At 51.2% G+C, this 14,643-nt stretch carries 9 protein-coding genes; 1 reads left to right on the forward strand and 8 read right to left on the reverse strand.

The window, feature by feature from the left end; translation table 11 throughout:
• Positions 1–27: 27 nt before the first annotated feature.
• From glgD to glgB, 3 genes are read right to left on the reverse strand one after another with little or no spacing between them, the layout of a single operon-like run.
• The gene (glgD, locus tag SY83_RS03820; RefSeq protein ID WP_068604401.1) at positions 28–1,137 is read right to left on the reverse strand and encodes a glucose-1-phosphate adenylyltransferase subunit GlgD; all 1,110 of its coding nucleotides are present in this window, start codon (positions 1,135–1,137) and stop codon (positions 28–30) included.
• Positions 1,138–1,153: 16 nt separating this feature from the next.
• Positions 1,154–2,305, reverse strand: a complete 1,152-nt coding sequence (locus SY83_RS03825; RefSeq protein ID WP_068604404.1) for a glucose-1-phosphate adenylyltransferase — start codon at positions 2,303–2,305, stop codon at positions 1,154–1,156.
• Between the two features lie 33 nt (positions 2,306–2,338).
• Positions 2,339–4,273, reverse strand: a complete 1,935-nt coding sequence (gene glgB / locus SY83_RS03830; protein ID WP_068604406.1) for a 1,4-alpha-glucan branching protein GlgB — start codon at positions 4,271–4,273, stop codon at positions 2,339–2,341.
• 326 nt (positions 4,274–4,599) lie between these two features.
• On the opposite strand from glgB, the gene SY83_RS03835 reads away from it, so the two are divergent.
• Entirely contained in the window at positions 4,600–5,337 is a 738-nt protein-coding gene (locus tag SY83_RS03835) for a hypothetical protein (protein WP_068604408.1), read from the forward strand.
• A 542-nt stretch (positions 5,338–5,879) separates the two neighbouring features.
• Here SY83_RS03835 and SY83_RS03840 read toward each other — a convergent pair.
• The 5 genes from SY83_RS03840 to SY83_RS03860 all read right to left on the reverse strand — a co-directional run bounded on the left by SY83_RS03840 (position 5,880) and on the right by SY83_RS03860 (position 14,615).
• Complete coding sequence (locus SY83_RS03840; RefSeq protein ID WP_068604412.1) at positions 5,880–6,374, reverse strand: SRPBCC family protein; 495 nt, start codon at positions 6,372–6,374, stop codon at positions 5,880–5,882.
• A gap of 424 nt (positions 6,375–6,798) precedes the next feature.
• The gene (locus tag SY83_RS03845) at positions 6,799–8,382 is read right to left on the reverse strand and encodes a helix-turn-helix domain-containing protein (RefSeq protein WP_197479960.1); all 1,584 of its coding nucleotides are present in this window, start codon (positions 8,380–8,382) and stop codon (positions 6,799–6,801) included.
• On the reverse strand, positions 8,372–10,168 hold the full coding sequence (locus SY83_RS03850; protein ID WP_068604416.1) for a sensor histidine kinase: 1,797 nt from the start codon (positions 10,166–10,168) through the stop codon (positions 8,372–8,374). Before SY83_RS03850 ends, SY83_RS03845 begins: the two co-directional genes overlap by 11 nt.
• Before the next feature lie 169 nt (positions 10,169–10,337).
• Positions 10,338–13,190 carry a polysaccharide lyase 8 family protein gene (locus SY83_RS03855; RefSeq protein WP_068604417.1) on the reverse strand — a complete coding sequence of 951 codons (2,853 nt, stop codon included), beginning with the start codon at positions 13,188–13,190 and terminating at the stop codon, positions 10,338–10,340.
• 72 nt (positions 13,191–13,262) lie between these two features.
• Positions 13,263–14,615, reverse strand: a complete 1,353-nt coding sequence (locus SY83_RS03860) for an ABC transporter substrate-binding protein (RefSeq protein WP_068604419.1) — start codon at positions 14,613–14,615, stop codon at positions 13,263–13,265.
• Positions 14,616–14,643 lie beyond the last annotated feature (28 nt).

The following is a 14,643-nucleotide window of genomic DNA, read 5'->3' on the forward strand; positions in this document are numbered from 1 at the left end:
TTACCACGCCACTCCCCCGCTCGCCAGCTAGATGACCTTCTTCTTCGCGGCGATGAACGGTGCCCGGGCGTCGCCCTGAAGGACGTTGCCGTTCTGGATGAACACGTCCTTATCGAGAATCGCTTTCTCGATGTGGGCGCCGATGTCGATGACGCAGTTTTGCAGAACGATGCTATTTTTGACATAAGCGCCTTTACGGACCTTTACCCCGCGGAACAGGATGGAATTCTCCACATGTCCCTCGATGATACAGCCGTTGGCGATCATGGAATTGGTCACATTCGCGTTGTCCAGATACTTCGCGGGCGGCTCGTCTTTCACCTTGGTGTAGATCAGGCCGTTCTCGAAGAACAGGTTCTTCGAAATCCGCGGGTCGAGCAGCTTCATGCTGTTGGCGTAGTAGCTTTGGATCGTGTTGATGATGCCCAGATGGCCCTTGAATGGATGGCCGTGCACCTTCAGCTTTCCAAGATTCTTCATAATCCCGTCACGTACAAAATAATCATATCCCTGCGCCAAACAAGTATCAATCATATCCAACAGCAGCGATGTGCTCATGAGATACATTTCCATCGACACCTTGTTGCTGCGGGAGCGGCCGGTATGCTCCTCCATCACGGTCACCCGTCCGTTCTCATCGGTCTCGATCCGGCGGAACTTGGAGTTTTCCTCGTCGCTGATTTCCTTGTAGACCATCGTAATGTCCGCGCCGGAGCTCACATGTGACTCCAACACTTCGCAATAGTCGATGTTGCACACAATGTGACTGCGGGAAATCAGCACATAAGGCTTGTTGCTTCTATAGAAATAATCGCGGTGACTGTAGAAATTGTACAGGTCGCCCTTCATCAATTCGCGCATCTCGTCAATGGACGGAGGCAGAACGAACAACCCGCCGCGCTTGCGGTCGAGATCCCATTCCTGACCTGAACCGAGATGGTCCATCAGCGAACGGTACTTTTTGTGCACGAACACAGCCACGTCTTCCAGACCCGAATTCACCATATTACTCAATGCAAAATCAATCAAACGATACCGTCCCCCAAAAGGCACAGAGGCAATCGTGCGGTTATACGTCAGTTCTTCAAGATCATCCGGTTCATTAACGAGATTAATTACGCCCATAATTTGCTTCATCTGTACCCGCTCCCCCTTATACCTGGCTCAATGGCTGTTCGATTCTCTCATTGTTGCCGATCAACGTTATTTCCTTGCCGTCTTCCCCGATCACACAACCATCCTCAACGACGGTATGCTCCCCTATAATGGCTCTTGTAATCTTGACGTTTCGGCCAATCTTCGCGTTCGGCATGATAACGGAATCTTTAATTTCCGTATTCTCTCCAACTTGAACGCCGTAGAAAAGCACGGAATGATCAATAGAACCGTACACGGTGCAGCCTTCGTTCACCAAGGAACGCTTCACGGAAGCGCCTGCCGCGATGTATTGAGGAGGCTGATAAGGATTAACGGAATAAATTCGCAGATCCTTGTCGTTCAGATTAAGCTTTGGTTCATTATCTAACAAGTCCATATTGGCCGCCCAAAGGCTTTCAATCGTACCTACATCTTTCCAGTAGCCTTCGAACGCGTAGGCGGACAATTTCCGATTGTCTCCCAGCATCGCGGGGATGACGTCTTTCCCGAAATCCTTGGTGGATTCCGGATTCGCCTCATCTTGCTCCAGATATTGACGCAGCACATCCCAACGGAAAATGTACACGCCCATGGAAGCCAGATTACTCTTCGGTTCCTTCGGTTTCTCGGAGAAATCCGTTACCCGGCCGTCCTCGTCCGCGCTCATGATTCCGAAGCGGCTCGCTTCGTCCCAAGGCACTTCAATGACCGCAATCGTAGCGTCCGCTTGTTGCTCCTTATGGAAATCGAGCATGAGATTGTAATTCATTTTGTAAATATGATCACCTGAAATCACAAGGACGTACTCCGGATTATATTGTTCAATAAAGCCCATATTCTGATAGATGGCATTCGCCGTACCGCTGTACCAATCCGCTCCGGTTTGCTGCGCGTAAGGAGGCAGCACGAAGACGCCCCCGTTCTTCCGGTCGAGATCCCACGGGCTTCCGATGCCGATGTAGGAGTTAAGCACAAGCGGTTGATACTGGGTAAGCACGCCTACGGTATCAATTCTGGAATTGGTGCAGTTACTCAGGGTAAAATCGATAATGCGGTATTTGCCCCCGAAATGCACAGCCGGCTTCGCCAATTCTTTCGTCAGGACGCCCAATCTGCGCCCTTCACCGCCTGCAAGCAGCATAGCGACCATTTCTTTACCTCTTGGCATGGATATGTCCCCCTTTATGGAATGATGTTACGTTTATAGGCTGGGGTTCTTTCTCGGTGCAGCTTTCCGTGTTGAACTGTATTCAAACATGACCGCTGCGAGCGGAGGAACCTTCATCGTTATACTGTAAGGCTGGTTGTGCCACGGAACACGTTCCGCTTTAACAGGCTCGCTGTTCACTTGACCAGAGCCGCCGTATGGGACGGCATCACTGTTAAGCACTTCTGTGTACGTACCCGCGCGCGGAACGCCCACCCGGTATTCCATATAAGTAGCCGGCGTGAAGTTCGTAACGCAGATCAGGAAGTCTGTTTTTTTAACCCCTTGCCGGATAAATGAAACGATGCTCTGGGCTTCGTCGTCGGCATCAATCCACTGAAAACCTTCATGGGAATGATCGAGCTGCCAAAGCGGCGCCTGAGCTTGGTAGAAATGGTTCAAGTCCTTCACATACCGGTGCATAGCCGCGTGCATGTCATAGTCTAGCAGGAACCAGTCAATCTCCCATAAATCCTTCCATTCCGCAAAATGTCCCAGCTCCCCGCCCATGAACAGCAATTTCTTGCCCGGATGCGCCATCTGGTAGCCGTAAAGGGTGCGGAGTCCGGCGAACTTTTGCCAGTAGTCTCCCGGCATCTTGTCCAGTAAGGATTTCTTGCCATGAACCACCTCGTCATGCGAGAACGGCAATACGTAATTCTCCGAGTAGGTGTACATGAAGGAAAACGTAAGCAGATTATGGCGATGCTTGCGCGCGTGCGTTTCGGTCTCCATGTATTCCAGCACATCATTCATCCAGCCCATGTTCCACTTGTAGTTGAAGCCTAGTCCGCCTTGATCCGTAGGTCCGGTCACAAGCGGCCAATCCGTGGAATCCTCGGCCATCATCAATGCTTGCGGATACTCGGAGAATACCGTTTCGTTCAGCTTGCGCAGGAAGTCTACCGCTTCGAGATTTTCTTGCCCGCCATCCCGGTTGAGCGGAGGATCCTCTTCGTTGTTCCCAAATCCGAGATACAGCATGCTCGCCACCGCATCGACTCTTAAACCGTCCACATGGTACACGTCCATCCAAAATAAAGCGTTCGAAATCAGGAAGCTCATCACTTCAGGCTTTCCAAAGTCAAAGCTTAGTGTGCCCCACTGCTTCTTCTCCGCGATTCGCGGGTCTTGAGGCTCGAATTGGGGTGTGCCGTCAAACAGGCGAAGTCCGTGATCATCCTTGCAGAAATGCCCGGGTACCCAGTCAACGATGACGCCTACGCCTTGTTGATGGGCGCGGTCTACGAACATTTTGAACTGATCCGGGGTGCCGTATCGGCTTGTTACCGCGAAGTACCCTGTAATCTGATAGCCCCATGAACGGTCAAAAGGATGCTCCGACACCGGCAGCAACTCAATGTGTGTATACCCCAGCTCCACCGCGTAGTCGACCAATTCAGTCGCCAGTTCCTCGTACGTGTAAAACAACTCTTTCCCTTTAATCTTCCACGTGCCCAGGTGAACTTCATAGATGTTCAGCGGATTGTTGTAAACGACGGCGCCTTTCTTCTTCTTATTCTTGTTCCAGGCGATGTCTCCCCATTCATATCCGTCTAAAGGATATACGATGGAAGCGGTGTTTGGTCTCAGCTCCGCGTAAAAGGCGTATGGATCCGCTTTCAGCTTAATTTCGCCGTTGTGGGCATGCACCTCGTACTTGTACAGATCTCCCTGCGTGACGCCCGGAACGAACAGCGTCCATAAGCCGGATTCCTCGATGCGATGCATGGGGTGCTGCTCCGTCTGCCAACCGTTGAACGAACCGGCGAGCCTTACTTCACGGGCATTCGGTGCCCAGACGGTAAAACGCGTTCCTGCCAACCCGTCCTCGGTTAGGGGGTGCGCGCCGAGCATGCGATAACTGTGGAACAAGTTCCCTTGATGGAACAAGTAAATATCGTGCGAGCTTGGGAACGTGCCGCTCATGGATGACCATCCTTTCTTGAATCTAAAACACTGATGTTATTAACTACTACACGAAAACCGCAAAATCCTTTGAAAATGGAAAGAAACATGGAACTATTTTTGAAATTATCAGAAATATGAAAGAATTTGGGCGAAAACGACCATTTTCGACAAAAAGCTTGGGGTGGAGGAATTATTTTTCATAAAAGTGGAAAGGGTTTCTCATACTAAATCTAAATCACAATCAGGTGGCTTCAGCCGTCAAAAAAGGAGTTTGATGCTTTATCATTTCCTCTGGATTCAAATGGCTATCCGCCGGAGCGGTATGTTGCCTGTCCGTTCTCATCATGATTCCCTTCAGCGCAGCAGCTTCCGGAAATCAAACCATATTACATTACCCAGTTTCGGCTCCGGTGAAACAGGTGTTGCAAACGGTAAATCTGGATGTGACCGGGGACGGCAAGCCGGATACGGTGGAGTTGACCGGGGTGAAATCCAACGAGCTGGATTCCGCTTATAACGAGAAGTTGATGGTTTCTGTCAAGGACGGGGGAAGCGGTAAAGTTACCGTTTTGAACATTGGAGAAGGGTATACACCGGTGTTGCGTACATGCGATTTTACAGGGGATGGCGTGCCTGAAGTGTATGTTTCGGTACCGAACGGGGGGACAGCGGGGCTGTCGGACTTCTTCATCTACTCGCTGGCCAAAGGGAAGGCGAAGAAATTGCCTGTTCCCGCTCCGCTAAAGGCGACCGGCGATTATGAGAAGGATTATACGGTGAGGTTCGAGGTGCCGGAGCAGAAGAAGACGTTCCGTGTGGATGTGAAGGACCGTCAGGCGATTTATGACGAGCAAGGGCTGTACAAGGACGGCGCGTTGCTGCGGCCACTGGAGGCGACCGTGCTGGAGTTTGCGGAGCTGCGTCCGATGGACACCAATAAGGACGGCGTCTGCGAGTTGGTGGGCATCCAGCGCTCCACCGGCCTCGCCAACGCGGACACAATCGCGTATGCGCTGTCGCTGTGGAAGTTCGCGGAGGGCAAGTGGACGCTGGCGAACACGGTTGTGGTGAAGGCGAAGTAGGGGAGGGCACAGGTTATTCTTAAGTGACACTTATTGCACTAGTCGCACTTGTCGCACAGTCGGTGGCACCACTCTACTCTAACGAACCCTACAGAACCTTAAAGCCTCTAAATCGGCATCTAACACTTCCAACGAACTCACAGGACGCTTAGCCGTCAAATAGTTCTTTGATTCTAGTTTTTTGGCCTCTAAGCGTTGCCTGGGTTCGTTAGAGTGGGGAATGTGGCCAATTGTCACGCTAAGCGCTCGCTAGATTCGTTAGAGAGCCAGAATCTTGAACAAGTACAAGCATTCTCGGGGGCGCGGCCTGGCGGCATCTTTTAGTGTCCCCAGGGGCACTATTTCCGCTGCTGGCGGTCTCGCGGCGACTTTTAGTGTCCCTAGGGACACTATTTCCGCTGAGCACGGCCTCGCGGCGACTTTTAGTGTCCCATGGGGCACTATTCCCGCTGAGCACGGCCTCGCGGCGACTTTTAGTGTCCCATGGGGCACTATTCCCGCTGCTGGCGGTCTCGCGGCGTCTTTTAGTGTCCCCTGGGACACTATTCCCGCTGGGCGCGGCCGGGCGGATACCCGCACCTCGTCCCGCCCCGCTCCGCCAACCTCTTCAACTCGTGCGGGCGGGAGGCGATGAAGGTGGTCATGTACTTTTGCAGAAAAAGATAGTCCGCTGCCCGCCCCAACCAACCCAAAGGTGACCTGTACTCGAACACGTCGCGCATGATCGTCCCCTCGCCCGCCTCCACAAACTCATGCACATGTGTAAACGACGCAAAAGCCCCCTTCACCATCACATCGGTAAAGGTAAACGGTCGTTCCATCTCCGTAATTCGCGCAGTCAACCTCTGCTTCACTCCAAAATGAACCGCCTCCCACGTCACACTTTCCCCCTTTTGCAACAAACCCGTTGTGACCCCGCCGACCGCGCGCTCTCGGGTACCGGACGTCGTCAACGTATGCGCCCCCACATCCCGAGCCAAATCGAAACACAACTCTATCGGCGCATCAATCCAGATTTCATGCACAATTTTAGGCACAGTTCCTCACCTCCGACACATATCCCATATATAAACTCAGTGCGCCATATTTAATACCAAACCAGCGCGCAGAGATTACTCTGTAACAGCATACAAATATGTCATCTGAATAACGGGCCAGGCCCCTTAACAAGGTGCTGAGTCAATGGGATATCCGCCTTTTTCACTCTCTGCAGATACGCAGCTGCCTCCATGCTAGAATCATCACCCATCCCTCAGCCCGAAATCCTCCTCAACCTGCTGAGTCAATGGGATATCCGCCTTTTTCATTCTCGGCAGACAGGGAGCTACCTCCACGCTAGAATCATCACCTATGCCTCATCCCGGATCCTCCTCAACCTGCTGAGTCAACGGGATATCCGCCTTTTTCACTATCGGCAGATAGGCAACTACCTCCCCGCGACCGCCTCACCAATCCCAGCGCCTATATGTACTCGCTCGGCTTATGCCCCGTGAAATCCTTAAACACCTTATTAAAGTAGCTTGTCGTCTCAAAACCCAGCATCAGCGCGATCTCCTGAATCGGTTTACCTGATTCCCGTAGCAGCAGTTTGGCTTTCTCCATCTTTTGGCCGGTCACATATTCGATGAAGCTCATGTCGGTCTCCTTCTTGAACAGCCTGCTGAAATAACTCGGGTTCAGATGCAGCATGCCCGCAACTTCCTCAAGCGAGATCTTCGTATGCAAGTGGAGCTCGACATACCGCTTGGCTTCCGCAATTTCGGTGCGGCGGGACGACTTCGCGATTGTAGCCATCACCGTTAAAGCCTCCTCGTAGAAGGACTGCATCCAATCCTCCAGCTCATGAACCGTCTCTTTCGTCGCGACGCTCCGATGCAACAATTCGGTGGTGTAGCTGCTGAGAAAGTGCTGCAAGGAATGCAGCTTGGACTGTGTATCCATCATCATGCGCAGAGCGAAATTCCGAAGCTGTTCCGGATGGATCTGCGCATCCCGAGCGGCGCGGAACCAATCTGAAATCAGCTCCCGAATCCCCGCCCTATTCTCTTCCAGCAACCGTTTCCGAATGGACTCCATTGCCTCGGAGACATCAGCAAATAACGGACGGTTCGCAAACTGGCTATTCATCACCCGGTGAGGCAATACCGCTCGCTCCGGCAAGTAAAACCGGATTTCCGGACGTTCCGCCCACATCGATAGCTGCTTCTTCAGCTGACCCAAATCTCCCGCAGGTTCCCCGGTAACAAAGGTCATGGGCATACGCAGATATTGATTTAATTTCCCTTGAACGGACTGCAGACAATCCGCGATCCCCTCCGCCCGGTTTACTTTAAGGTCATCCGCTGTAGGAAACAGGATGATGAATTCCCTGGAATTCATCCGAAACACTACCCCTTGATGTTCCAGTGCTTCGTCCAACAAGTTTTCGATCGCGAAGGACATGACCTCCGGCGAATGAAACCGAGCTTCTTGCTCGGTATACCGGTGCACGAATCCCCACACCGGCGTCAACACCCGGTTCTGCACCGACATTCCCAACTGGGCGAGCTCCGAAATCCACGGGCGTTCGTCCAGTAACGGGGTGCTCAGAAATTGCCTCAGAAACGTCTCCTTCGACACGGACTTATTCCGTTCCGACCTCCTGCGCATGGCTTCACGCTCTCCCTGCGCATTCGTCTCTTCATCCAGCTTCTGAACCATGGATTCAAGTATGGGTTGGAGCGTTTTGGCGCTCATCGTTTCTTTTAACACATAATCATCCACATTGAGCTTAACGGCCTTTTGGGCATACTCGAATTCATCATGACAGGAAAGGATGACGGTACGAAGCCGCTTGCTCTTAAGCTTCAGGGCATTCACCAAAGTCAGTCCGTCCATCTCGGGCATACCGATATCCGTCAACAGGATGTCCGGCATCCGCTGTTCGGCATGTTCATAAGCTTGTGCGCCGTTCACACACATAGCCTGAACTTCCAGCCCTAACGCATTCCAAGGAATGGCTTCGGACAAATACTCCAACACCGGCAAATCATCATCAACCAACATGATTGTGTACACTGGATTCACCCCTGGCTGTATAAGGTATATGAAAGGTAATCGTCGTTCCCCGCTCGAGGGCGCTGTTCATGTCCATCCGAAACCCCGATCCGTACTGGATTCTGAGTCGTTCGTAAACATTCGTTAACCCGATGCCGGATACTTTGCCTTGTTCTCCCGACGATTCCAAAGCTGCATGATGTCCCTCTGCCAACTTGCGCTTCAGCAACTCTACCGTATACTCCGACATGCCTTGCCCGTCATCCTCCACCTGCAGAATCAATGCGTCTCCCTCCAGCCAAGCCCGGATGGTCAGCACACCTTCATACTGTTTCATCCCGTGCAGGAACGAATTCTCCACCAGAGGCTGCAAGGTGAATCGGGGAATCTCAGCAAGCAATGCATCCGATGAAACCAGCAGCTCGAGCTTCAATGATTCCCGGTGACGAAACCGCATGAGATCGACATAATGCTTCACTGTAGTTACTTCTTCATGCAATGTGACAAATTCATTGTTCCGGTTAATCGTCATCCGCAGCAAGGAAGAAAGCGAAGAGATAATGCCCGCAATTTCCTCATCGCCTTTCATCAGTATCCGCAACCGGATGGAGTTCAGAATATTAAACAAGAAGTGAGGGTTAATCTGGGCCTGCAGAAGTTCCAGCTCCGCCTTGCGCTTATGGGTCTGTTCCAGCTTCACTTGCTCGATCATTTCGTGAACACTATCCAGCATTTTGTCAAAAGATACCCCAAGCAAGCCCACTTCATCCCGGCCCGAAATGCCCGAGCGCAATCCCAGGTTCCCCCGCTGCACTTGAGAGGCAATCCGTCCTAATCGTTTCACAGGCTTAGTAAATTGGCCGATCAGAACAACGAGAATCACACCGAAGACGGCAAAAAAGATGCCCTGAAACATTAAATTCACGCCGAACAACTCACTGACGTTGCCCACCGCGTCCTGATAAGGCGTCAAGCTGACGAGAAACCACCCGTTCAGGGCTAGGCGCTTATCCACCCTGACATACTGCGCTTTGTCCACCTGTTGCGTGGAGGTTACCGCTTGATCCTCGGAAGCGGCCGCCTTGTCGCCAAGCTCCAGTACCGTGCCGATCTTATCTTTAGACGGATGCGAAATAATGACACCCTCTTCATTCACAAGCAGTACTTCCTGCGATGAAGAATAATCCGCCATGATGGAAGTCATCTGGCTCTGCAGTTTGCTGACAAACACATAACCGTTCGGTCCGTTCGGCGTAAGCTTCAAGGAACGAACAACGGTCACCATCGGCTCAGTGACACCCGCGTCCCCCACAATATAACTGGGATGCCGTTCAATCCATACCGTATTTTCATGCGAAAGCTGTGCGAGCCGCTCTTTCCAAACGGATTGCTCCGTTACCTCGCGATTGAACAGATATCCGGGGTAATTAGTGACCGGAAACCCGTCCGGGAGCAGGATGGTAATATATTTGGACTCGCCGGAGAATGAGAGATTCTCGAGGATATCGGTGATTTTGCGGTAACTGGTAATGTCGAATTTCCCGCCCCACTCTTCCGGCGATTGCCGTGAATTCCACAAGGCGACAAGGGAATGATTCATCTCTTGATCAAACTGAATATAATTGGAGGCATGCAGCATGTCCTTCATTATGTAATTTACGTAGCTTTCAATCACCTTTGTCGCTTCCAGTCCCCGTGCCACCGCTTTCTCCTTAAGCACATCGCTCGCCATGTAGTAGGAAACCGTCAAAGTTATCACCGCCGGCAACACAAGACATGCAAGAGTGGAAAACATGATTTTCTGCCTCCACGATAACCTGCCCTTCTTCCATCGCCAAAACTTAATGTTGAGCATCTTATCGCACACCTCCCGCCTAACACCAAAAAAGATAGAGAACAGGCGTCATCACTGCCCTCGCGCTGTTCTCTATCTTTCATTGTATCATTGTAAGCCTTATCATTGCCTATCTTGGCGTAAGTTTAATATAGTCGTAGGAAAGGTTGAAATCACTGCTCAACGCGTTCTTGTCGGTTACGCTGAACTTAAAATATTTCCACCCGTTGGATGTGAATGCGATATCTCCCAGGTCCTGCTCGGCGAATGCCGCCGTAGAATTATACTGGTCAATCACAGGGCCGTAGTTCGTACCCGCTATAGACAGCTGCGCTTTCCCCCGGTTATGGAACTTTTTAACGCCCACCTTGACGTTGTACACTTTGGCTTCAGGCACGTTGACTTTGTAGAGAACATAATCGCCTGCGCCATGTCCTTCAAAAATCATGCATTCCCCGGCGCTGCAACCCGCGTCGACCGACTCCCGGTGTATTTGGGTAATCGGGGATACAGCTTTAACCGCTTCCGCCTCATGCACAATCGTTGTATTCGTGTTCAGGCTGAACTTCGCCTTGAACGTCTTGCCGCTGGAGCCGTTCACATTCACTGTGATGCGCAGCGGACTTAATTGATTTACCGTGATGTTGCTGTCAAGATACAGTAATCCCGTCGCATTCTTGCCCACATCGATCGTAATCGTTCCTGTATTGGCTTGAGTCGGATCCGATACCGAAATTTCGAATTCGCCCGATGTTTCCTTCGTCAGCACGGATGCCTTCTTGTTACTCTTCAGGAAATCCACACGGCTGCCGACGGTTACACCCTTCACCTGGTCGTTCCAGAAGTTCGCGCCAATCACATTAAGCGTGTTGTCTTTCACCGCTTGTACTTCTGCTGAATTTTCCAGAACCTCGATGTCCGGATTGCCGGCATAGGCTGTTGTCTGCGACGTCGACATGCCCGGAAGAGTCACGTATTGATAGGATCCGGCTGTCGGATTCGCCCCATGATCAAACCACATGGTCATGTAATTCCGTGTGAAGGACGGATCGCCTTCGGGAACATTCGAACCGTTGACGTCGGACCACTTGTTCGTCCGCGCTTCCCGCAAGCCTTTCAGATTCGGCGTCATCGGGAAGTAATACCCTACGTCCGAGCCGGACACATTACCCGCGATATGGGCGCTGCTCACCGCATTGAATGATTTTACCCCTTGCGTCAGGGAAGTGGATTGCAGCGTTCCGTTCACGGTCCATGCATTGCTGCCGGAAGCATTCAATTTACGATTCTCAATAATTGATTCAATGGTACGGTTGTCCGTAGACGAAATGCCTGTGCCCAACGACACCACCTCGTCATCGAACATAAACCAGGATTTCTTCGCTTCCAGCGTGGTACCGTCCCCTTTCAGCAACATTCCCGCCGCGCCATATTGATCGTTCGAAACTCCGCCGACCCAGTTGCTTCCGCCGAACGTGTTCGTGTAACTGCCGTCCGTTCTGGTTTGAGTATCTACTGTAGTCCCCGGCAGTCTGTATGGATTTACTGTAGGCCAGTAGTCGTCGGTATATTGGCTGGTATCGTTATCGTAGAGATAAGTCATGCCGTCCCCCGTATACCAGCCTTTCTTGTTTTCTCTGTTCCCAGAATGATATTCGTAGTTGTAAATTCGGGTTGAATGCATGCTAAGTCCAAATCCGTAGCCCGGTCTCAAGTGCACCACGCGGTCCATATCCGCAAACATCTTGTTCTTCACAAGTTCGCCGCGCGGCGTCACAGCAGCATCGTTCATGATCGCTTTACCCAGCTGTATCATGTTCAGTGAGACAAGCGGACTCGAGTAGAAACTGTTATCGTTGCCGATCCAGTATTTAATCATGCGCTTATAATTGTAGGCGTCCCCGGGAGGCGCGATCTGCGACAAGCGAATGATTGCGACCATCGTCTGGTGACCGGCATTCAGATTGGATGTTGTAGGTCTTGAAATTTCCCGACCGCGCACCATATCCATGATCAAACCGTTCTTATACATTAAAGGCTCATAAGAATCATACACCCATTTCCACACATTGCTGCTGTTCGGATCCGTCACTTCCCAAGTGGTTCCATTCAGGATGTACATCACATGCGCGATATCCTTCAGCAGCGTCTTTCCGTAACCGCCGGTATAGGCAAAATTCCCATGTTGGATAAAGGACCCATCCTCATAAAATCCGTCAAGCCGCGTCACATAGGTGAATACGCTGTCTCCGCCCGTATGGCCGTCCGTCAGATCGCTTAATCCGTCACGCGCCATAACCATCTTCGTACTGGATTCGCTGATAATCCCGTTGATGACATGCACCATGGACCGCCACACCCGGTTCGCACCCCAATATTTATAATCCAATCCCGCCTGATTCGGGGAGAAATGATCGATGGCTCCGATCCAGTTTGCACGTTGAGCAGCTGTGAAGTCACTGTACATTAGAATCATGATATCGTTTACAGCCAGCGGAATTCCGATTTCCCAATCCCACCAGTTGCCGTAAGCCGTGCGAACATAGAACCGATTCGTGTGCATCCAGTCCATGCCGCTGATGATCGCATCCCGCAAGGTCGTATTTCCCTTCAGGGTTGAGCCTGTTGTGGAATACGCCAACGCCATACCTTTTAGTTTCGTGTAGCTCTTCGTAATATGTGCGGGATCCGTCGTGCTGTTCAGGCTTGTCCACAAACAATTGCATGTGGTTCTGTTCGTTCCGCTCTGCATCGTATTCAAATCGGCTTGTGCGGTTGCCGTAATATCCGCAATCTTCTGGGCATTAACACTGTCTGTCGGATCATACGAAGTGCCGCCTGTCAGAACTTCCTTCCATTTGGAGCGCAGACCGTCATAAGGCTGGGCCGCACGCGCTTGATCCGACGGGAAGAACGGGAAGAGTGAGAATACGAGCGCAAGCACAATGACAGCGATTACATTTCTTTGATTACGAATGTTCATAATTAACCCCCTAAGTGTAGTTTCTTATTAAAGATGAAGACGGGCCCAAACCCGTCTTCAATTGTAACCAACTTATTTCTTGTTCGCATCAATCACTTTCTGTACAGATTCTTTGGCATTCTTAACCGTTGTGTCCACGTCTTGTTTCCCCAACAGATATTTCTCTGCTTCCGCCTTGAACGCTTTCTCCGCGTCGCTCAGGAAGGGAATGGCCTGCCCCGGTTTACCTAACTGGGATACTTTAATAACGTGCATCAGGGATGCTTTATCTACATTCTCTGGTGTCTTGGTGGAAGCGACAATATCGTCGACAATCTTGCCTTGATCCGCTTTCTTCCAAGCTGATAACTGCTTCGTCAAGCCGCTGCCTTCGGTTGTGAAGAAACGGGCGAATGTATATGCGGCTTCTTTATGCTTGGATTTGCTATAAATAACAATTGGATCTGCGACACCGCCGGTATAGCTCGGATCCGTTTTATTCTGCTTCGGCATCGGGGCGAATACGGTCTGGAACGTTGCCGGAATCTTGTCATTGCCGCCGGATTCAGCGATCATCCATGAACCGATGGGCAACATGCTTGTTTTGCCGTTGAAATATTGGTTCCGGTAAGGAATTTTCTGCGAGATCACATCCACGTAAGGCGTGGCGGACTTGTCGATGTTCTCCATCTGATTGCGGAGCTCCAAAGACTTCTTCACCAGCGGATGATCCACATTGTTCGTTACTCCGTCGTCTTTAATGATCGTTTTGTCCGTTGAGGAGTTGGAACGTAACATCAGGTAGTGGAAGTAACCCCACTCGTGAAAGTGCGCGCCGTACCGCTTGGCCGCGCCTTCGCCCTTGGTCAGCTTCTTGGCGTAGTCTTTAAACTCTTCCCAGGTCCAGTCCGTCGGCACAGGAAGTCCCGCTTCATCCAGATGCGCTTTGTTGATCATCACGAAATCCGGGCCCATTTTGAAAGGAAGACCATACACTTTATTGTCCAGCTTAAATTCATAGTGGTACTCGTCCTCGTACTTCACGCCTTCCTTCTCTATATAAGCGTCCATCGGCTCCAATACACCGCTTTTGGCCCGCTGGGCTATGGCATCTCCTGTTAGCTGAAACACATCCATTTCGTCATTCGTCGCCGTCATCAAATCCAGTTTCTTGATCGTTTCATTGGAGTTATTCTCTACCAGTGTGACGACGTCTACTTGAATATCCGGATTCTTCTTCTGGAATGCGTCCACAAGAGGCGCGTATACTTCCTTCTTCTCCCAAGTGTGGAACTTGATCGTTACGGGTGCGTTGGTTTCTGCGGTGTTGGTCTTTCCGTTCGTTGCAGCCGCAGGTTCATTGGTGTTATTGCTGCCGCAACCGGCCAGCATGGAAGCCGCGAGCAAGGTTGATAACACCGTTGGAAGCCATTGTTTCTTAAACATAAGAACCCTCCCTGAACTTCTCTAATAG

Origin of the sequence: Paenibacillus swuensis, from assembly GCF_001644605.1 — a bacterium.
Classification (GTDB): Bacteria; Bacillota; Bacilli; order Paenibacillales; family DY6; genus Paenibacillus_N; species Paenibacillus_N swuensis.